Here is a 19,724-nt window from a genome sequence, read left to right as displayed (position 1 = left end):
TCCGCGAGCGTAACCGGTCAGGCCGTCAGCAGCGGTGCCATCCAGGTGAGCTCGGCGGGCAACTGCGAGCTCCAAAATGCCCCGTCGTGACCGCCGGGCGAGAAGCCGCCGGCCGGCGGATTGGGCAGTTGCGCGATGAACTGCTTCGTCGCGGCGTAAAACGGATCGCTGTCGCCGCAATCGATCCGGATGGGGATCGAGGCCAGGGCGGGCATGCCGAACACCGAGTTCGCCGCAAAATCGTCCGGACCGTCGAAGGCTCCCGGTGCGGCCGCACCCGACGACATCCACAGCGCCGGGCTGACCGCACAGATCGCCGCGGTGCGGGCCGGTCCCAGCCGGCCGCCCAGCAGCAACGCGCCGTAGCCGCCCATCGACCAGCCCAGGAACGCCACCCGTGAGGTGTCCAGATTCTGGTTGCCCAGCATCGGGATGAGCTCGTCGAGCACCATCGCGCCGCTGTCCTCACCGGACGACCGCTTGTGCCAATAGCCGCCGCCGCCGTCGACCGCGACCACGGCGAACGGTGGCAGCCCGGCATCGACGGCCTGCGCCAGACCGTGTTCGACGCCGCCCGCCATCACGGTGGACGCGTCACTGCCTTTGCCGTGCAGCGCAATCACGGGTCGCAGCGGCTTTGTCTGGCCCGGCGGACGGGCGATGGCCCAGTTGGTGGTCGCCCCGCCGCGCGCGGCGGAGACGAAGGAACCGGTCACCATCGTCGGCGCGGCCGCGGCCGGCGGAGCCGGATCGCGCGGTGGGCCGGGTGGCGGCGCCAACGGCACCTGGGTGGCGGCCGTCGATGCCGGCATCGCGTGAGATGTGCGGGGCTCTAACAGGATGTCGAGCCCGTAGGCGCCCACCGCCCCCACGGCCGCGCTGGCGCCGAGGCCGAGCAGGGCGCGTCGGCTCAAGTCGGGCATGCGGGCCATTATGCCCTGGCCGTTTGGCCGAAATGGCAATGCAGTACCACTTTGGCTGGCACGATGGCTACTCGTGACTGCAGCGGTTACTCCAAAAGGAGAACGTCGACGGTACGCGCTCGTCAGCGCCGCTGCCGAGCTGCTGTCCGAGGGCGGCTTCGAAGCGGTGCGACACCGGGCGGTCGCCCGGCGGGCCGGACTGCCGCTGGCGTCCACCACTTACTACTTCTCCTCCCTCGACGATCTGATCGCACGCGCCGTCGAACACATCGCGATGATCGAGGTGGCGCAGTTGCGGTCGCGGGTCAGCGGCTTGTCGCGGCGGCGCCGGGGGCCGGAGACCATCGCCGAGGTGCTGGCCGATCTGCTGGTGGGCGACGTGTCCGGCCCGGGCCGCACCGATCAGCTGATCTCGCGTTACGAGCGGCACATCGCGTGCACCCGGTTGCCCGCGCTGCGCGAGACCATGCGCCGCAGCCTGCGCCAGCGCGCCGAGGCGATCGCCGAGGCGATCGAGCGCTCGGGTCGTTCGGTGCACATCGAACTGGTGTGCACGTTGATCTGCGCGGTCGACGGTTCGGTGGTGTCGGCCCTGGTGGAGGGCCGGGATCCGCGCGCGGCGGCACAAGGTGCGGTGGTCGACCTCATCGAGGTGCTCGCGCCCATCGACCAGCGGCCCGTGCAGATCTGACCGACCGCTACGCGCCGACCGGATCCGCCGGCAGCGATGGCGTCACGATGTATCCGGTGTCCAGATCGCCGTAGATCGTCACGTCGCGGGGGCTTTGGTGGGCGTACAACGCCACATAGGCGCAGACCAGCTTCGACCGGATCCTCGGCGCGGCGCAGCTCGCTTTTGCGGTGTGCGGACGCGACGGCCCGGCGCAGCGCGACCCAACCGGCGTGCCCGGCCACGCGGAGCGGCACCGGGGCCTGGGCCAGCCGCTCGACGCCGTCCATCAGCAGCAACAGCTCGGATTTGAGCCCGTCCACGGTGCGGCCCGGCTTCGCCTTGTATTTCAGGGTCCGCTCCAGCCGGAACAGCGCGACGGTCGCCGCGTGCGGGTAGACCTCGATGGCGCGCCGGGCGGCCGCCGAGCGCGGATCGAGATCCAGGCCCAGCGCCGCGGCCAGCCGGCCCGCGCGCGGGCCGGCGGCGAACTCGGGCTTTCCGGTGTTGCAGGGGTGCGTACCGGCCTCGTACCTGCGGAAATCGCGGTTCAGTGCGGTCTCGGCGGGACGCTGGCCGGTCGGGTTGGTCACCACCAGGGGCGCGTCGAAGGCGACCAGGCAGCCGCCCCCCAGATACGGGCGCAGCGCGGCCAGGATCTCGTCGTCGTCGCGGACCGCGCACACGCTCACCAGCGCACCGCCCGAGTCGACGACTGCGACGCCGGTCGGGTTACGACCCGCCCAGGCGAGGTCGACGCCCGCGAAGTACATCCGCATAGGCTATGACCGCGACCGTAAGCTGTGTGTTCGTGAGGACCAAGTGAGCATTCCGAATGTGCTGGCCGCCCGGTACGCCAGCGCCGAGATGGTCGCGATCTGGTCGCCGGAGGCCAAGGTCGTCGCCGAGCGGCGGCTGTGGCTGGCGGTGCTGCGCGCGCAGGCGGAACTGGGCGTACCGGTGCCGGCCGAAGCCATCGCCGACTACGAGCGGGTGATCGAGGACGTCGACCTGGCGTCGATCGCGGACCGCGAGCGGGTGCTGCGCCACGACGTCAAGGCGCGCATCGAGGAATTCAATGCGCTGGCCGGACACGAGCACGTGCACAAGGGCATGACCAGTCGCGACCTGACCGAGAACGTGGAGCAGTTGCAGATCCGGCGCTCGCTGGAACTGGTCTTCGGTCACGGCGTGGCGGTCGCCGCGCGGCTCGCCGAGCGGGCCGTGGCCTACCGCGATCTGGTGATGGCCGGGCGCAGCCACAACGTCGCCGCGCAGGCCACCACGTTGGGCAAGAGGTTCGCCTCGGCGGCACAGGAGACGCTGATCGCGTTGACCAGGCTGCGGGAGCTGATCGACCGCTACCCGCTGCGCGGCATCAAGGGCCCGATGGGCACGTCGCAGGACATGCTCGACCTGCTCGACGGCGACGCGGCCAAGCTCGCCGAGCTCGAGCGGCGCGTGGCCGAATTCCTGGGATTCGCAACGGTATTGACCAGCGTCGGGCAGGTCTATCCCCGTTCGCTGGACCACGACGTGCTCTCGGCGCTGGTGCAGCTGGGCGCCGGGCCGTCGTCGCTGGCCCACACCATCCGGCTGATGGCCGGGCACGAACTGGTCACCGAGGGATTCGCTCCCGGACAGGTCGGCTCCTCGGCCATGCCGCACAAGATGAACACACGCAGCTGCGAGCGGGTCAACGGGTTGCAGGTGGTGCTGCGCGGTTACGCCTCGATGGCCGCCGAACTGGCGGGCGCGCAGTGGAACGAGGGCGACGTGTTCTGCTCGGTGGTGCGCCGAGTTGCGTTGCCGGACAGCTTCTTTGCCATCGACGGGCAGATCGAGACGTTCCTGACCGTGCTCGACGAGTTCGGCGCCTATCCGGCGGTGATCAGTCGCGAGCTGGACCGCTACCTGCCGTTCCTGGCCACCACCAAGGTGTTGATCGCCGCGGTGCGCGCCGGCGTCGGGCGCGAGGCCGCGCATCACGTGATCCGCGAACACGCGGTGGCCACCGCGCTCGCGATGCGCGAACACGGCGCCGAGCCCGACCTGATGGAGCGGCTGGCGGCCGACGAGCGGTTGCCGCTGGACCGGGCGGCGCTGGACGCCGCGCTCGCCGACAAGACGGCATTCACCGGCGCCGCCGGTGACCAGGTGGACGAGGTGGCGGCACAGGTGGACGCGCTGGTGAACCGCTACCCAGACGCGGCCAAGTACACCCCGGGTGCGATCCTGTGACGCTGGCCGGCGCGCTCGCGGAGATCGACTTCACCGATCTGGACAACTTCGCCAACGGTTTTCCGCACGATCTGTTCGCGATCCATCGCCGTGAGGCGCCGGTGTACTGGCATGCGCCGACCGACAACACCCCGGACGGCGAAGGCTTCTGGTCGGTAGCCACCTACGCGGAAACGCTTGAGGTCCTTAAGGATCCGGTGACGTATTCATCGGTCACCGGTGGCCCGCGGCCGTATGGCGGCACGCTCCTGCAGGACCTGGCGATCGCGGGTCAGGTGCTCAACATGATGGACGATCCGCGGCATTCGCAGATCCGGCGGCTGGTCAGCTCCGGGCTGACGCCGCGGATGATCCGGCTGGTCGAGGACGACCTGCGGACCAGGGCGCGCCGGCTGCTGGACGCGGTGGTGCCGGGCGAGCCGTTCGATTTCCTGGTCGACATCGCCGCTGAACTGCCGATGCAGATGATCTGCATCCTGCTGGGAGTGCCTGAATCCGAACGGCACTGGTTGTTCGAGGCGATCGAGCCGCAGTTCGACTTCGGCGGCTCGCGCAAGGCCGCGCTGTCGCAGCTGTCGGTCGAAGAGGCCGGGTCGCGGATGTACGAGTACGGTCAGCAGCTGATCGCGGCCAAGCGGGACAACCCGACCGACGACATGTTGTCGGTCGTGGCGAACGCGATGCTGGACGACGCCGACGGCGGGTCCGCCCTGTCCGACCTCGAGCTGTACCTGTTCTTCAGCCTGTTGTTCAGCGCCGGCGCGGAGACCACCCGCAACGCCGTCGCTGGCGGCCTGCTGGCGCTGGCCGACCATCCGCACCAATTGCGGTCTCTGCGCGACGATCTCGACGCGCTGCCCACGGCCGTAGAGGAGATGGTGCGGTGGACGTCGCCGTCGCCCTCCAAGCGCCGCACCGCCACCCGCGATGTCACGCTGGGCGGGCAGTCGATCGAGGCCGGACATAAGATACAGATCTGGGAAGGTTCGGCGAATCGCGACCCCGGCGTGTTCGAGAACGCCGACGAGTTCGATATCGCGCGAAAGCCCAACCCGCACTTAGGCTTCGGCCAGGGTGTGCACTATTGCCTGGGCGCCAACCTGGCCCGGCTGGAGCTGCGGGTCTTGTTCGAGGAGCTGCTGTCGCGGTTCGGCGGGGTCCGCGTCGTCCGGCCGGTTGAATGGGCCCGCAGCAATCGGCACACCGGCATCCGGCACCTCGTCGTGGAGCTACACGAACGACCGTGACGATCCCGTTCGCCGATGTCGAGCCCTCACCCGATGTGTTCGCCGCGGTGATGGCGACGGGAATCTTGTCGATCGGCGCGCACGACCACGGGTACCGGTTGATCAGCGACACGATGGGTGTCATCGCCACGGTCGGGCTGTTGGTTCTGGTCGCCCTGGTCGTTGCGAAGGTCGCCGTTCCCGGCCAGAAGCTGCGGTGGGACCTGACCGATCCCGATGTCACCCTGCGCCTGATCACTTTCGTCGCCGCCTGCGCGGTGATTGACACCCGCCTGTCGTCGAACGTGTGGGTGGCGCGGGTGCTCGGCGCGGTCGGCCTGGCCTGCTGGCTGGTGCTGATCCTATTCAGCGCGCGAAACATGTTGGCGCACCGGTGGACCGAGTTGCGCGATCGTGCCCACGGCCCCTGGCAGCTGGGCAGCGTGGGCACCTCCGGCTTGGCGATCGTGATCGCCCGGGCGGCCCGACAGACCGGCCATCACTGGTGGCTGGCGGTGGCGGTGGCCGGTTGGGTCGCGGCGCTGTGCATCTACGGCCTGATGACGTGGCTGACCCTCTGGCGGGTCGTCAACGAACGCCAGGACCGCGACGGCTTCGAACCCGACACGTGGATCCTCATGGGCGCCATGGCGATCGCCACGCTGGCCGGCGACAACATCCACGCCGTGGCTCCCGCCTGGCTGGCCGGTCCGGTGCGCGCGGTCAGCATCGTGACCTGGGTGACCGCCACGCTGTGGATCCCGCCGCTGATCTACTTTGCGCTGCACCGCATCAGGCGCCACCCCAACATGCTGCAATTCACCGGCGTGTGGTGGGCGTTCGTGTTCCCGCTGGGCATGTACTCCGCGGCCAGCTTCGCCATGGCGGTGGAGCTCCGCCAGCACCCGCTGCTCACCGTCTCGCTGGTGTTCTTCTGGGATGCGTTGGCCGCGTGGCTCATTGTGGTCGTCGCCGGGCTGCTGCTGGTGGCGCGGGCGCTGCTGCTAGCTCCCGCGCAGCGCGATGCCGGCCGACCGTAGTTCGAGGGCGACCAAGGCCCCGATGGTGGCCGGATCCTCGCGGCGCCAGCCGCCGACCGGATCCGCGCTGGCGGCGATCAACTTCCGGGGTGGGCGGTTGGTCAGTGCGCGCAACGCGAGCAGTTGCGCACCGGCCGGGGTCGCGGCCAGAGCGGTCACCGTGAGCTTGCGCCGAAAGAATCGCAGCCGCAGAAAGAGCCACGGCAGCGCCGCGATGAGGATCGGGACGGCAACGACGGCCATCGCGAGCAGCACCGCGAGCCAGCTCGCCGCGCTGTCCAGATCGTGGCCCGCCCCGGCGATGTCCAGCGCGGCGTGGCTGGCGGAGTTGAGCGGCTTGCTGACCGTGTCACCCACCACCGGGATGTGCTGGGCGCCGTGGCCGGCGGACTCGAGGTTGCCGGCGATGCCGTTCGCGCCGTTCTCCACCTGCCGGCCCGCATCGGCGATGGTGGCGATGGCGTCATAGACGGCCAGCCCGACGAGCAGCCAGAGCACCGTCCAGATGACGACGGCCAAGTCGCTGAACAGCTGGACCGCCAGCCGGCCGGGCCTGGTCGAGTAGGGCAGAAACCGCAGTGTCATAGCCCCGATCCCAGCACAAAGCGCGTTTGCGGGTGCCCGATAGGCTGACCGGATGCCTGCACTGTCCGACTACCAGCATCTGGCCAGCGGCAAGGTCCGCGAGCTGTACCGCGTCGATGACGAACACCTGCTGCTTGTCGCCTCCGACCGGATCTCGGCGTACGACTTCGTCCTGGACAGCACCATCCCGGACAAGGGCCGCATCCTCACCGCGATGAGCGTCTTCTTCTTCGGTCTCGTCGACGCCCCCAACCATCTGGCCGGTCCGCCCGACGACCCACGCATCCCCGACGAGGTGCTAGGCCGCGCGCTGGTGGTGCGCGAGCTGGAGATGCTTCCGGTGGAATGCGTGGCGCGCGGCTACCTGACCGGCTCGGGATTGCTGGACTACCAGGCGACCGGAACGGTTTGCGGCATCACGTTGCCGCCGGGACTCGTCGAAGCCAGCAGGTTCGCCGAACCGCTGTTCACCCCGGCGACGAAAGCCGCACTGGGCGATCACGACGAGAACATCCCCTTCGCCCGGGTCATCGAGCTGGTCGGCGCCGTGCCCGCAAACCAACTGCGCGACCGCACCCTACAGATCTACGTGCAGGCCGCCGATCACGCGCTACGGAAGGGAATCATCATCGCGGACACCAAATTCGAGTTCGGCACCGACCGCGACGGCAACCTGCTGCTCGCCGACGAAATCTTCACGCCGGACTCGTCGCGGTACTGGCCGGCCGACGAGTACCAGGTCGGCGTCGTCCAGAACAGCTTCGACAAGCAGTTCGTCCGCAACTGGCTGACCGGGCCCGATTCCGGCTGGGACCGCCACGGTACACAGCCCCCGCCACCACTGCCGGAGCACATCATCGCCGCCACCCGCGACCGCTATATCGAAGCGTACGAACGCATTTCCGGCCTGAGCTTCAACGACTGGATCGGCCCCAGCGCATGACCGAAGCGCACCTGGACGGCTCGGTGCCCCCGGTCGCCAAGCGGGTGGAGACTCGGCGTGAGCACCACGGCGACGTCTTCGTCGACCCGTACGAGTGGCTGCGCGAAAAGACCAACCCCGAAGTCATCGCCCATCTCGAGGCGGAGAACGCCTACGTCGACCACATGACCGCCCACCTCGAGCCGCTGCGGCAGCAGATTTTCGACGAGATCAAGGCGCGCACCAAGGAGACGGATCTTTCGGTGCCCACCCGGCAGGGCGAGTGGTGGTACTACGCGCGCACCTACGAGGGCAAGCAATACCGCGTCCAATGCCGTTGTCCGGTCGGCGGACCCGACGACTGGGTCCCGCCGACCCTGGACGAGGACACCGAGATCCCGGGCGAGCAGATCCTGCTCGATTCCAATGCCGAGGCCGAGGGGCACGAGTTCTTCTCCCTGGGGGCCGCGACGGTGAGCCTGGATGGGAATCTGCTGGCGTACTCCGTCGACACCCTCGGCGACGAGCGTTACACCCTGCGGTTCAAGGACTTACGCACCGGCGAGCTGTTCGCCGACGAGATCGTCGATATCGGTGCGGGGGCGACGTGGGCCGCCGACAACCGGACCGTGTACTACCTCACCCTGGACGACGCACACCGCCCCGACAAGGTGTGGCGGTATCGGGTGGGCTCCGGCGAAGAGGCCGAGCTGGTCTATCACGAAGAAGACGAAAAATATTGGCTCGGTGTGGGACTCACCCGCAGCGAGGCCTACGTCTTCATCGCCTCCGGATCCTCGATCACCTCCGAGTATCGCTACGCCGACGCCGCGGACCCGCAGGCGCAGTTCACCGTCGTGCTGCCGCGCCGCGAGGGCGTCGAGTACGCGGTCGAGCATGCCGTCATCGGTGGGCAGGACCGGTTCTTGATCCTGCACAACGACGGCGCGGTCAACTTCACCCTCACCGAGGCGCCGCTCGACGATCCGACACAGCAGCGCACCCTTATCCCGCACCGCGACGATGTTCGGCTGGACGGGGTCGACGCTTTCGCCGACCTCCTGGTCGTCAGCTATAGGCGCGAGGCGCTGCCCCGGATGCAGCTGTGGCCCATTAACGCCGATGGCACATATGGTCAGCCCGAAGAGATTTCATTCGACTCCGAGCTGATGACGGCCGGCCTGGCCGGCAACCCCAACTGGGAGGCTCCTAAGCTGCGGATCAGGGCGGGATCGCTGGTGGTTCCGGCCCGCGTCTACGACATCGACCTTGCCACCGGCGAACGCACCCTGCTGCGCGAGCAGCCCGTACTCGGCGATTACCGGCCCGAGGATTATGTGGAACGGCGTGACTGGGCGGTCGCCGACGACGGTACCCGGGTCCCAGTCTCCATCGTGCACCGCGCCGGCATCGAATTTCCGGCGCCCGCATTGCTTTACGGTTACGGCGCCTACGAGCTGTGCACCGACCCCAGCTTCTCCATCGCCCGATTGTCGTTGCTGGACCGCGGCATGGTGTTCGCCATCGCCCACGTGCGTGGCGGCGGTGAGATGGGCCGGCTCTGGTACGAGCACGGCAAACTGTTGGAGAAGCGGAACACCTTCACCGACTTCGTCGCGGTGGCACGGCATTTGGTGGATTCCGGCGTGACCCGGCCGCGTCAACTGGTGGCGCTCGGGGGCAGCGCCGGCGGATTGCTGATGGGGGCGGTGGCCAACCTGGCACCGGAGCTCTTCGCCGGAATCCTCGCGCAGGTGCCGTTCGTCGACCCGCTGACCACCATCCTGGATCCCTCCTTGCCGCTGACCGTCACCGAGTGGGACGAATGGGGAAACCCCTTGGCGGACAAGGAGGTCTACTCCTATATGAAGTCCTATTCCCCGTACGAGAATGTCGAGGCCAAGCGGTATCCGTCGATTTTGGCCATGACGTCGCTGAACGATACGAGGGTCTACTACGTGGAGCCGGCCAAATGGGTCGCGGCGCTGCGCCACGCCAACGGCGAGGGCAGCCCGGTCCTGTTGAAGACCCAGATGAACGCCGGACACGGCGGCGTCAGCGGCCGTTACAAGGGCTGGGAGGAAGCCGCCTTCCAATACGCGTGGCTGTTAGCGGCTGCCGACGGCGACCGCTACGGCGGCCGCCAGGAAGACGATCTCGACGCCGACCCGCAGCGGTAGCCTGGCCGTCATCGATTTCGGCGGATCGGGTATCCGGGGCGGGGCCGAATTGGCGGCGTGGTCGCTGGTGCACGGCTTTGCGACGCTGTGGCTCAACGATGCCGTCAACGATCAGATCAGGGCGACCGACCCGATGGAGACGGCGCGACGGATCGCGAGGATGCTGTTCGCCGGGTGATCCCGTTATTCGCCGGCGGGCTGGGCGGGCGGCTTCTTCGGCAGGAACGATGCCGGGATGATGGTGAACGCCACCAGGACGACGGCCAGCACAAACACCGCGGTGTAGGCGTGCGCCAGGTGGTGCGACACGTGGCTGGCCAGATCGGGGGCAAGCGGCTGTCGCGGCAGGGCGGCCGGGTCGGACGGCAGGCCGTGCTTGCCGGGGGCCGGGCGCACCCCGCCCATCTCATTCGCCGCCATCAGAGCCTCGTTGCGGTTGAACTGATTGGTCAGGATCACCGCCATGAGCGCGGCCCCAATCGACCCGCCAACCTGCTGGTTCACGCTGATCAGCGTCGTCCCGCGGGCAACCTGATGCGGCGCCAGCGCCTGCATCAGCGCCGCGGAGAGCGGCGTGGTGGTGAGGCCGATGCCCAGGCCCATGATCGCCAGCCCCGTCACCAAGACCGGTGAATACGCGGCCTGCTTCGCGACGCCGTAGGTGAAGACACCCAGCCCCACCGCCATGAGCGGCAGTCCGATCAGCACGATGTTGCCGGGCCCGCGCTTGTCCATGAAGGCCCCGCCGAGCGGCATGGTCAGCACCGCGCCGATCCCGATCGGCAGCATGTGCAGGCCGGACTGCATCGGCGTCTCGTGGCCGACGATCTGGAAGAAGCTCGGCACCAGCAGGCCGGTGCCGACCGAGGCGGCGCCGAACACCAGCAACGTCACATTCACCTGGGTGACCACCGGATTCTGGAACAGTCGCAGGTCGATCAGGGGGTGATCGGTGCGATACCAGGCATGCAGGATGAACGCGGCGATGAGGGCCACGCCGAGGAGGGCCGGGACCAACACGTAGCGGTCGGCGACGGTGTGCCGGCCCGGGATGGAACACACCCCACACAAGAAGATCGCCACGCCGGGCGACAAGAGCAGCGCGCCGGTGATGTCGAGCGCCTCCGACGGGGCCGAACGATCCTTCGGGAACATGATCGCGGCGAGGGCGAAGGCGGTCAGCCCGATCGGCAGGTTGATCAGAAAGATCCACTTCCAGCCGTAGGCGCCGATCAGCCAGCCGCCCAGGATGGGCCCACCGATGGGGCCCAGCAGAATCGGGATCCCGCCCACCGCCATCAGGCGCCCGACCCGCTTCGGTCCGGCCTCGCGCGTCAGGATCACGAAGCTCAGCGGCAACAGCATGCCGCCGCCGACGCCCTGGACAATCCGAAACAGGATGAGCAGCAGGATGTTTGGTGCGATCGCGCACAGCAGGGATCCCATCGTGAAGATCAGCACCGAACCCATGAACAGGCGTTTGGTGCCGAACCGATCCGCCGCCCATCCGGTTATCGGGATCACGGTGGCGAACGCGAGCATGTAACCGGCGATCGTCCACGAGACGATGGCCTGGGTGGACCCGAACTGCGCGATGAAGGTGCGCTGCGCGACGGCGACGACGGTGCTGTCCAGCACCGCCATGATGCAGGCCAGGCCGCACACCCCGGCGATCCGAAACAGCGCCGCGTCCAGCTTCTCGGGGTATTCATCCGAGCGCAGCGACGGTCCCGGAGCGGTAGGCAACGGGACATTGAGGGCTGCGGAGCGGGTCTTCTGCATGGCGCCGCTGAGCATATCCGCAGGGTTGCCCCGGCTGAAGGGTTTTTAAGCGTATTCGCTTATTCGCACGCGTGTAATTCGCGCCGCGAAGATTGCGTCTTGCACGGGCGCTAAACCGGCAAACGGCCTGGTCGCGTGGTTACGGGCAACAATCCTATTCGCCGGCGGTTTCGCTTGCCGGCTTTTTCGGCAAAAACCATGCCGGAATGAAGGTGCACACCACCAGTACGACGGCAATCACAAATACCGCGGTATAGGCCTGCGACAGATCGTGCACCACATTGCTCGCGAATCCGGGGGCGAGCGACTGCCGGGGTATCGCCGACGGATCGACCGGCACCCCGTCGAGGGCCGCCTTCTGATGCAGGGCGGCGAGCTTGTTTGCCGCGAGGATGTCGGGGCTCCGATTGAACTGGTTCGTCAGGATCATCGACATCAGCGCGGTGCCCATCGAGCCGCCCACCTGGTGGCTGACGCTCATCAGCGTCGTTCCCCGGGCGATCTGATGGGGCGCCAGCGCCTGCACGGAGGCGACCGACAGCGGCATCATCGTGCAGCCCATGCCGAGGCCCATGATCGCCAGACCGACGAGCAGGATGGGCAGGTAGTGGGCCTGGGTGGCCACCCCGAAGGCGAAGGCGCTCAGGCCGGCGGTGATCAGCGCGATCCCGACCAGCACGATCTTGCCCGGGCCCTGCCTGTCCACCAGCGGGCCGGTGAGCCGCATGGTCAGCATGGCGCCCAGCCCCTGGGGGATCATGTGCACGCCCGCCTGCATCGGCGTCTGGTGCAGCACCTGCTGAAAATAGCTCGGAAGCAGCAGTCCGGCGCCGAAGAAGGCGCCGGCGAACACCAGCATCGTCACGTTGGCGTGAGTGAGCACGGGGTTGCGGAAGAGCCGCAGATCAATCAGCGGGTGGTCGCCGTGACGCCACGCGTGCGCGACGAAGCCCGCGATCAATGCCAGCCCGATCGCCGCCGGTACCAGCACGTGGCGGTCGGCCACGGTGCCGCGGCCCGGGATGGAGGACACCGCGAACAAGAACGTGGCGAGGCCCGGCGAGAGCAGCAGCACGCCGACGGCGTCGAAGGTCTCCGACCGGGCCGGGTGATCCCGCGGGAAGATGATGGCCGCGAGCGCGATCGTGAGAAATCCGATCGGCACATTGATCAGAAAGATCCACCGCCAGCTCGAGGTGTCGATCAGCCAGCCGCCCAGGATCGGCCCGCCGATCGGGGCGAGCAGCATCGGGATGCTCAGGATCGACATCAGGCGCCCGAGCCGCCCGGGGCCCGCTTCGCGGGTCAGGATCATGAATCCCAACGGCAGCAGCATCCCACCGCCGATGCCCTGCACTACGCGAAAGACGATGAGCTGCACGATGTTTGCGGCAACCGCACAGAGCAGCGAGCCCAGTATGAACGCCACCACCGAACCCATGAAGAGGCGTTTGGTGCCGAACCGGTCGGCCGCCCAGCCGGTTATCGGGATCACCGTCGCCAGGGCGAGGGTGTAGCCGGTCATCGTCCAGGCCACGACCGCCTGTGAGGACGCGAATTGGTCGATGAAGGTGCGTTGCGCGACGCTGACGACGGTGACGTCCAGGATCGCCATCACGGTGGCCAAGATGCACACGCCGGAGATCCGCAACAGCGCGGCATCGAGCTTGTCGGGATATTCCCGTTCCTCGACGCCCGGCTGCCCGGTGTGGGCGTGGGGCAGCGGCGTTTTGGCCGCTGCGTACGAGGCCTCATCCATGGCGTTGCTTAGCATATCGAACTGATCACCTCGGCTGACGCGCACGGCGGTTGTCGTCAGCGCAGGTCTGACAACCGCCGAAATCAGTTATCGCGCTTGGGCGAGCGCATATACGCCTGCTGTCTGCGTGTCCTTCACCATTCCGACACTTGGAGTCGGCAAACTGCTGGTGTGTCTGGAAAATTGATCGTCTCGGTCTCGGGGATCGGTGACCGCACCCTTCCCGACGTCGAGGCGTTCTGCGCGAAAATGGATGCCCGCAAGGTACCGGTGTCACTGCTCGTGGCTCCCCGCCTGTCCGGTGACTACCGCCTCGACCACGACCCACAAACCGTCGAATGGCTGACCAACCGTCGTGCCGGCGGCGACGCCATCGTGCTGCACGGCTACGACGACGCCGCGACGAAAAAGCGCCGCGGCGAATTCGCCATCCTGCGGGCCCACGAGGCCAACCTGCGATTGACGGCTGCCGACCGGGTGCTCGAGCACCTCGGGCTGCGTACCCGGCTGTTCGCGGCGCCCGGCTGGGTGGTATCACCCGGCGTTGTGAAAGCGTTGCCGGACAACGGATTCCGTTTGCTGGCTGATCTGCATGGGATCACCGACCTGGTCCGCCACCACACCGTGCGCGCACGTGTCCTCGGCATCGGCGAAGGCTTCCTCACCGAACCGTGGTGGTGTCGGATGGTGGTGCTGTCCGCCGAGCGGATCGCTCGCCGCGGCGGCATCGTGCGGGTTGCGGTCGCAGCCCGTCACCTGCGCAAGCCCGGGCCGCTGCAGGCCATGGTGGACGCGGTCGACCTGGCTTTGATGCACGCCTGCACGCCCACCGTGTATCGCTGGGAGCCGGCCAAAGCGGTGCTCGACGCCGCCTGACCAAGCGCCTGCCCGACCTGCTCGTCGGGGCACTACCCTGGTCCGGCATGAGCGATTCTTCGGTTGCGGGGTTCGGCGCTGATGCCATCGTCGTCGGGGCGGGCCTGGCCGGCCTGGTCGCCGCCTGCGAACTGGTGGATCGCGGCTTACGGGTGCTCGTCGTCGATCAGGAGAACAGCGCCAACCTCGGCGGGCAGGCCTTCTGGTCCTTCGGCGGCCTGTTCTTCGTCGACAGCCCCGAGCAGCGCCGGTTGGGTATCCGCGACAGCCATGAACTCGCGTTGCAGGACTGGCTCGGCACGGCGGCCTTCGACCGTCCCGAGGACTACTGGCCACGCCAATGGGCGCACGCCTACGTCGATTTCGCCGCCGGGGAGAAACGCAACTGGCTACGGTCGCGGGGGCTCAAGCTCTTCCCGCTGGTGGGCTGGGCCGAGCGCGGGGGGTATGACGCACAGGGACACGGCAATTCGGTTCCGCGCTTCCACATCACCTGGGGCACCGGACCCGCGCTGGTCGAAATCTTCGCCCGTCAGCTGCGCGACCGCTCGTCGGTGCGGTTTGCGCACCGCCACCAGGTCGACGAGCTGATTGTCGAGGGCGAGGCGGTGACCGGCGTCCGCGGTACGGTGCTGGAGCCCTCGGCCACGCCCAGGGGAGTTGCGTCATCGCGAAAAGCGGTAGGACAGTTCGAGTTTCGCGCCGACGCGGTAATCGTTACGAGCGGCGGCATCGGCGCCAATCATGAACTGGTGCGCAAGAATTGGCCCAAGCGGATGGGCCGCGTTCCCGAGCAACTGCTGAGCGGGGTGCCGGCCCACGTCGACGGCCGGATGATCGCCATCTCCCAGCGGGCCGGCGCGCGGGTCATCAACCCCGACCGGATGTGGCACTACACCGAGGGCATCACCAACTACGACCCGATCTGGCCGCTGCACGGGATCCGGATCATTCCGGGTCCGTCGTCGCTGTGGCTGGACGCGAGCGGCAGGCGGCTGCCGGTCCCGCTCTACCCCGGCTTCGACACGCTGGGCACCTTGGAACACATCACCAAATCCGGGTTCGACTACACCTGGTTTGTGTTGAACGCCAAGATCATTGAGAAGGAGTTCGCGCTGTCCGGTCAGGAACAGAATCCCGACCTGACCGGCCAGAGCGTGCGCGAGCTGCTGCGAAACCGGGCGCGTTCCGGGCCGCCGGGGCCGGTGCAGGCGTTTGTGGACCGCGGCGTGGACTTCGTCAGCGCGAACTCGTTGCGCGACCTGGTGACCGCGATGAACAAGCTGCCCGACGTGCAGCCGCTTGACTACGCCACGGTGGAGGCCGAGGTCACCGCCCGCGACCGGGAGGTGGCCAACAAGTTCAGCAAGGACGGCCAGATCACGGCGATCCGCGCGGCTCGCAACTATCTGGGCGACCGGCTGGGCCGGGTGGTGGCGCCGCACCGGCTGACCGACCCGAAGGCCGGGCCGATGATCGCGGTCAAGCTGCACATCCTGACCAGAAAAACGTTGGGCGGCATCGAAACCGACCTTGCCTCACGGGTATTGAAGGCCGACGGCACGCCGCTGAGCGGCCTGTACGCCGCCGGCGAGGTGGCCGGGTTCGGTGGCGGCGGCGTGCACGGCTATCGCGCCCTGGAGGGCACCTTCCTGGGCGGCTGCATCTTCTCCGGCCGCGCCGCCGGGCGCGGCGCCGCCGACGACATCACCTAGCCAGCGGGGAGCGCCACTTGTCGTCGAGCGTCACGCCAGCGTGACCGCCGGACGCGAGCGTCACGCCAGCGTGACGCCGGCTAGAACGTGACGGCGTCTTCCTCGGGCAGCACCTGGAAGTCGGTGCTGGTCATCTCGGTCAGGCGTCCGTAGTAGATGCCCCGCGCCTCCGGGGCGATGATCCCCTGGTGAATGGGAACGGCGCGCTCCGGGGCCACCGCACGCAGGTAATCGACCGCCTCGGACACCTTCATCCACGGCGCGGCCGCCGGGGTGGCCAGCACGTCCACCGGCTCGTCGGGCACGAAGAGCGCATCACCGGGATGCATCAGCCGCGCGCGGTGGCCGGCGTCGCCCACCAGAAACGAAATGTTCTCTATCACAGGGATTTCCGGGTGAATGACCGCGTGTTTGCCGCCGACCGCACGAACCGTCAGTTCACCGATGTGCAGCTCGTCGCCGACGTGCACCTCGCGGCAGGGCGCGCCGAGTTGCGCGGCGGTCTGCGGATCGGCGTACAGCGCCGCATCCCGGTTACCCTCAAGCAATGCCGGCAGCCGTTTGGCGTCGACATGGTCGGGATGCTGATGGGTGATCAAGATGGCGGTCAAGCCGGTGATTCCCTCGAATCCGTGCGCGAAGGTACCGGGGTCAAAGAGCACGCGGGTGTGGTCGAACTCGGCAAGTAGGCACGAATGGCCGAAATGCGTCAGTTGCATATCTACGATTGTGCCTTGATGGACAAGCTGCCGATGCGCGTAATCCTGGCCACGATGCTGGTCGCCGGCACTTTCGCAGTTGCTCTGATCGTCGTCGTTCCTGCGCACGCGGAGCCGGAGACCTGCCCGGGGCTGTGCGACCGGATCCCGAACACCGCGTGGATCGATCAGCACGCCGTCCCCCTGGACGCGGTGTACCACTGGCCCGCTCTGGCCGGCCAGGCCGTGCAGACCACCGGTTCGGCGCCCGGCCCGCGGTTCCGGTTCGAGGAGCTGTGCGCCGCGCCGGCGATACCCCAGGATCCCCGCGACTCGGCCGTGGCCGCCCGCGCGACGGTGCAGCATCCGGACGGGCAATGGCTACTGCAGGCCCAGGTTCTGCACTGGCGCGGTGACACCTCCCACGGTGGGGCCATCGCGACCACGGCGTTCAGCAACGCCGTCGCCGCGCTGCGGGCCTGCCAGCAGCGCGCACCGCAGCAGTCACCGTCGCTGACCACCGATGAATCGACTCGGATGGCCGCCGTGATCAGCGGCCCGGTGGTGATGCACACCTACCTGTTCGCCCACCCGGCCAGCAGCACGATCAGCGAGGTCACGCTGTGGTCGACGGCCCCGCCGCAGACGGCCTGGCCGGCCATGGCGGACGATCCGGTGCTCAATGCCATGAGCGCGCCCCTGTGCGAGGCCTACATCGCCTCGTGCCCGTGACCCCGAGCTGCGCTTTCGCCGGTAGAGTTGGCGCCGAAACGCCAACTGAGGAGGAGCGCCGGTGGCCCGGGTGATCGTGAGCGTGATGCCCAAAGCGGAGATTCTCGACCCGCAAGGTCAAGCGATTGTGGGAGCGCTGGGTCGCCTCGGACATCCGGGAATCTCAGAAGTTCGGCAAGGCAAGCGCTTTGAGCTCGAAGTGGACGACAGTGTCGACGATTCGGCGCTCGCCGAGATCGCGGAATCGCTGCTGGCGAATACCGTGATCGAAGACTGGACGATCAGCCGGGAGACGCAGTGACGGCACGCATCGGGATCATCACCTTTCCCGGCACACTCGACGATGTGGACGCCGCCCGCGCGGCGCGACGGGTCGGTGCCGAGGCGGTCAACCTGTGGCATGCCGACGCCGATCTGCGGAGCGTGGACGCCGTGGTGGTGCCCGGCGGCTTCTCCTACGGCGACTACCTGCGCGCCGGTGCGATCGCCCGGTTCGCCCCGGTGATGACCGAGGTGGTGGAGGCCGCGCGGCGAGGGATGCCAGTGTTGGGCATCTGCAACGGTTTCCAGGTGCTCTGCGAGGCCGGGCTGCTGCCCGGGGCGCTGACCCGCAACGTGGGCCTGCACTTCATCTGCCGCGACGTGTGGTTGCGGGTGGCCTCGACCTCGACGGCGTGGACGTCGCGATTCGAGCCCGACGCCGATCTGCTGGTCCCGCTGAAGTCCGGCGAGGGGCGCTACGTGGCGCCGACCGAGGTGATCGAGGAGCTCGAGGGCGAGGGGCGGGTGGTGTTCCGGTACCACGAGAACGCCAACGGGTCGCTGCACGACATCGCGGGGGTCAGTTCCGCCAACGGCCGTGTGGTGGGGCTGATGCCGCATCCCGAGCACGCCATCGAGGCACTGACCGGTCCTTCCGACGACGGCCTGGGCCTGTTCTATTCGGTGCTGGATGGTGTGCTCGCCGGCTGAGCGGAAACGCCTGCGGCATCACGCAATTCGGCAAATGACGCGGCGATGGCATCCGTCGCCTCGTGCGGGTCGTTGAACGTCTGGTCGTCGGTGAGCACCGCGACGCCGAGCCGGTCCACGTAACTCCATACGGTGATGTTGACCGGGGCGCCGGGCGACAGCACGCCGGTGGAATAGATCTCGCTGACGGCCGCGCCGCCGAAGTGGCCGCGCTCGCGCGGCCCCACCACGCTGGACACCGCGACGTTCATCAGCTTGTTCGGCGCGTCGCGCAGTCCCAGCCACCGAAATGCGGCGGGCGCGAAGGCGGCCGGAAGGTAGGCCATCATTTTCCCGTAGAGCTCCGGGCCGAGGACCTCGTGGTCTTCCTTGGCGATCGTGGTGGCCAGGGCGACCAGCCGGGCGCGCTCCGTGGGGTCGGTGACGTGGACCGGCAGCGAGATCATCAGCCCGCTGATCTCGTTGCCGGTGATCCGGTCCGACTTGTCGGTGGCCGTCGGCACCGAGGCGATGATCGGGCGCTCGGCCGCGCCGTCGTACGCGAGCAACAGCGTTCGCAGCCCACCGGTCGCCATCGCCAGCACCACATCGTTCACCGTGATTCCCAACGCCTTTGCCGTCGCTTTCACCTCCGGCAGCGACAACGACGTGCTGGCGAACCGCCGTTGCGGCGAGACGCGATGGTTGAGGAACGTCGGCGGTGCGTCGAACGCCTCGGCCAGGTCGGGGTGAGGCCCGCGCTCTTTCGACCGCCGGCGCACCCGCATCATGCCGACGGCCGCGTCCTTGAGCAGCCGGGGCAGTTCACCGATCTGGCGGACGTGGTCGCGCGCCGCCGCACGCAGCAGGTCGGCCGTGGACGCGGTGACACCGGCCTCGTCGTTGTCGCGCTCGTCGGTGTGCCCGTCGCGCAGGTCCATCGCGCGGGCCAGCAGGTTGACCGATGCGACACCGTCGGCCAGCGCATGGTGAACCTTGCCGATCAAGGCGAATCGGCCACCGGCCAGCCCCTCGGCGAAATGGAACTCCCACAGCGGGCGACTGCGATCCAGGGGAGTGGACGCCACTTCGCCGATCACCCGATCGAGCTCACGCCGGCCACCCGGCGCCGGCACCTGCACCCGCCGCAGGTGATAGTCCAGGTCGACGTCGCAGTTCTCCTGCCACATGGGGTGATGTAGATGCCAGGGAATGTCAACGAGCTTGTAGCGCAACGGTTCTAGAAGATGGAGGCGACGACGCACATGGTGACGGAACACCTCGAAACCGAAATCGCCGTCGAAGTCGGCCGGGTCGATGACGGCCACCTTCAGCGTGTGCGTGTGCAGATTGGGCGTCTCGCTGTAGAGCAGCATCGCGTCCATGCCGTTGAGCCTTTTCACACGCCACCTCCAGCGACCCGG

At 68.1% G+C, this 19,724-nt stretch carries 17 protein-coding genes and 2 pseudogenes; 12 read left to right on the top strand and 7 right to left on the bottom strand.

The window, feature by feature from the left end:
• Positions 1-17: 17 nt before the first annotated feature.
• A complete protein-coding gene (locus ACYQ8K_RS01830) occupies positions 18-935 on the bottom strand; it encodes an alpha/beta hydrolase-fold protein (protein WP_459966823.1) in 918 nt (305 codons plus the stop codon).
• A gap of 61 nt (positions 936-996) precedes the next feature.
• On the opposite strand from ACYQ8K_RS01830, the gene ACYQ8K_RS01825 reads away from it, so the two are divergent.
• Positions 997-1,614, top strand: coding sequence for a TetR/AcrR family transcriptional regulator (locus ACYQ8K_RS01825; protein ID WP_064882309.1), 618 nt, complete (start codon positions 997-999; stop codon positions 1,612-1,614).
• A 7-nt stretch (positions 1,615-1,621) separates the two neighbouring features.
• Here ACYQ8K_RS01825 and ACYQ8K_RS01820 read toward each other — a convergent pair.
• A pseudogene (locus ACYQ8K_RS01820) lies at positions 1,622-2,366 on the bottom strand (DUF429 domain-containing protein).
• 49 nt (positions 2,367-2,415) lie between these two features.
• Between ACYQ8K_RS01820 and purB the strand changes: the two are divergent.
• Genes purB through ACYQ8K_RS01805 form a run of 3 tightly spaced genes read left to right on the top strand, consistent with a single transcriptional unit; the run spans position 2,416 to position 6,100 of the window.
• A complete protein-coding gene (purB, locus tag ACYQ8K_RS01815) occupies positions 2,416-3,834 on the top strand; it encodes an adenylosuccinate lyase (RefSeq protein WP_459966681.1) in 1,419 nt (472 codons plus the stop codon).
• On the top strand, positions 3,831-5,081 hold the full coding sequence (locus ACYQ8K_RS01810) for a cytochrome P450 (protein WP_459966680.1): 1,251 nt from the start codon (positions 3,831-3,833) through the stop codon (positions 5,079-5,081). The genes purB and ACYQ8K_RS01810 overlap by 4 nt, the downstream gene beginning before the upstream one ends.
• Positions 5,078-6,100, top strand: a complete 1,023-nt coding sequence (locus tag ACYQ8K_RS01805) for a tellurite resistance/C4-dicarboxylate transporter family protein (RefSeq protein WP_459966679.1) — start codon at positions 5,078-5,080, stop codon at positions 6,098-6,100. The genes ACYQ8K_RS01810 and ACYQ8K_RS01805 overlap by 4 nt, the downstream gene beginning before the upstream one ends.
• Here the strand turns inward: ACYQ8K_RS01805 and ACYQ8K_RS01800 are convergent.
• A complete protein-coding gene (locus tag ACYQ8K_RS01800; protein WP_459966678.1) occupies positions 6,065-6,685 on the bottom strand; it encodes a hypothetical protein in 621 nt (206 codons plus the stop codon). The two genes, ACYQ8K_RS01805 and ACYQ8K_RS01800, sit on opposite strands and share 36 nt — an antisense overlap.
• A gap of 52 nt (positions 6,686-6,737) precedes the next feature.
• On the opposite strand from ACYQ8K_RS01800, the gene ACYQ8K_RS01795 reads away from it, so the two are divergent.
• The 3 genes and pseudogenes from ACYQ8K_RS01795 to ACYQ8K_RS01785 all read left to right on the top strand — a co-directional run.
• Positions 6,738-7,628 carry a phosphoribosylaminoimidazolesuccinocarboxamide synthase gene (locus ACYQ8K_RS01795; RefSeq protein WP_459966677.1) on the top strand — a complete coding sequence of 297 codons (891 nt, stop codon included), beginning with the start codon at positions 6,738-6,740 and terminating at the stop codon, positions 7,626-7,628.
• Entirely contained in the window at positions 7,625-9,787 is a 2,163-nt protein-coding gene (locus tag ACYQ8K_RS01790) for a S9 family peptidase (protein WP_459966675.1), read from the top strand. The genes ACYQ8K_RS01795 and ACYQ8K_RS01790 overlap by 4 nt, the downstream gene beginning before the upstream one ends.
• 37 nt (positions 9,788-9,824) lie before the next feature.
• Positions 9,825-9,965, top strand: a pseudogene (locus ACYQ8K_RS01785) (TetR family transcriptional regulator); the annotation flags it as partial.
• A 5-nt stretch (positions 9,966-9,970) separates the two neighbouring features.
• Here ACYQ8K_RS01785 and ACYQ8K_RS01780 read toward each other — a convergent pair.
• Both ACYQ8K_RS01780 and ACYQ8K_RS01775 read right to left on the bottom strand, forming a co-directional pair.
• Entirely contained in the window at positions 9,971-11,584 is a 1,614-nt protein-coding gene (locus ACYQ8K_RS01780; protein WP_459966674.1) for a DHA2 family efflux MFS transporter permease subunit, read from the bottom strand.
• Between the two features lie 139 nt (positions 11,585-11,723).
• Entirely contained in the window at positions 11,724-13,343 is a 1,620-nt protein-coding gene (locus ACYQ8K_RS01775) for a DHA2 family efflux MFS transporter permease subunit (protein WP_459966673.1), read from the bottom strand.
• A 156-nt stretch (positions 13,344-13,499) separates the two neighbouring features.
• Between ACYQ8K_RS01775 and ACYQ8K_RS01770 the strand changes: the two genes are divergently transcribed.
• Positions 13,500-14,204, top strand: a complete 705-nt coding sequence (locus ACYQ8K_RS01770; protein ID WP_459966672.1) for a DUF2334 domain-containing protein — start codon at positions 13,500-13,502, stop codon at positions 14,202-14,204.
• Between the two features lie 47 nt (positions 14,205-14,251).
• Positions 14,252-15,919 (top strand): FAD-binding dehydrogenase, encoded by a 1,668-nt coding sequence (locus ACYQ8K_RS01765; RefSeq protein ID WP_459966671.1) that lies wholly within the window; start codon positions 14,252-14,254, stop codon positions 15,917-15,919.
• A gap of 80 nt (positions 15,920-15,999) precedes the next feature.
• Here ACYQ8K_RS01765 and ACYQ8K_RS01760 read toward each other — a convergent pair whose 3' ends face one another.
• Positions 16,000-16,638, bottom strand: coding sequence for an MBL fold metallo-hydrolase (locus ACYQ8K_RS01760; RefSeq protein ID WP_459966669.1), 639 nt, complete (start codon positions 16,636-16,638; stop codon positions 16,000-16,002).
• On the opposite strand from ACYQ8K_RS01760, the gene ACYQ8K_RS01755 reads away from it, so the two are divergent.
• From ACYQ8K_RS01755 to purQ, 3 genes are all read left to right on the top strand, one after another.
• Positions 16,615-17,349 (top strand): ATPase, encoded by a 735-nt coding sequence (locus tag ACYQ8K_RS01755; RefSeq protein WP_459966668.1) that lies wholly within the window; start codon positions 16,615-16,617, stop codon positions 17,347-17,349. The genes ACYQ8K_RS01760 and ACYQ8K_RS01755 overlap by 24 nt on opposite strands.
• A 61-nt stretch (positions 17,350-17,410) precedes the next feature.
• Positions 17,411-17,650: a phosphoribosylformylglycinamidine synthase subunit PurS gene (gene purS / locus ACYQ8K_RS01750; protein ID WP_044487430.1), complete on the top strand. Its 240-nt coding sequence runs from the start codon at positions 17,411-17,413 to the stop codon at positions 17,648-17,650.
• Entirely contained in the window at positions 17,647-18,321 is a 675-nt protein-coding gene (gene purQ, locus ACYQ8K_RS01745; protein ID WP_459966667.1) for a phosphoribosylformylglycinamidine synthase subunit PurQ, read from the top strand. The genes purS and purQ overlap by 4 nt, the downstream gene beginning before the upstream one ends.
• Here purQ and ACYQ8K_RS01740 read toward each other — a convergent pair.
• A complete protein-coding gene (locus ACYQ8K_RS01740; RefSeq protein ID WP_459966666.1) occupies positions 18,288-19,703 on the bottom strand; it encodes a WS/DGAT/MGAT family O-acyltransferase in 1,416 nt (471 codons plus the stop codon). The genes purQ and ACYQ8K_RS01740 overlap by 34 nt on opposite strands.
• Positions 19,704-19,724 lie beyond the last annotated feature (21 nt).

Source organism: Mycobacterium sp. MUNTM1 (assembly GCF_054660795.1).
This window is presented reverse-complemented; position numbering and strand designations above follow the sequence as displayed.

Bases quoted from the DNA above. Each gene is read 5' to 3' on its own strand.
- ACYQ8K_RS01800 (WP_459966678.1), bottom strand. From the start codon at position 6,685: ATGACACTGCGGTTTCTGCCCTACTCGACCAGGCCCGGCCGGCTGGCG.
- ACYQ8K_RS01795 (WP_459966677.1), top strand. From the start codon at position 6,738: ATGCCTGCACTGTCCGACTACCAGCATCTGGCCAGCGGCAAGGTCCGC.
- ACYQ8K_RS01790 (WP_459966675.1), top strand. From the start codon at position 7,625: ATGACCGAAGCGCACCTGGACGGCTCGGTGCCCCCGGTCGCCAAGCGG.
- ACYQ8K_RS01780 (WP_459966674.1), bottom strand. From the start codon at position 11,584: ATGCTCAGCGGCGCCATGCAGAAGACCCGCTCCGCAGCCCTCAATGTC.
- ACYQ8K_RS01775 (WP_459966673.1), bottom strand. From the start codon at position 13,343: ATGCTAAGCAACGCCATGGATGAGGCCTCGTACGCAGCGGCCAAAACG.
- ACYQ8K_RS01765 (WP_459966671.1), top strand. From the start codon at position 14,252: ATGAGCGATTCTTCGGTTGCGGGGTTCGGCGCTGATGCCATCGTCGTC.
- ACYQ8K_RS01755 (WP_459966668.1), top strand. From the start codon at position 16,615: ATGGCCGAAATGCGTCAGTTGCATATCTACGATTGTGCCTTGATGGAC.
- ACYQ8K_RS01760 (WP_459966669.1), bottom strand. From the start codon at position 16,638: ATGCAACTGACGCATTTCGGCCATTCGTGCCTACTTGCCGAGTTCGAC.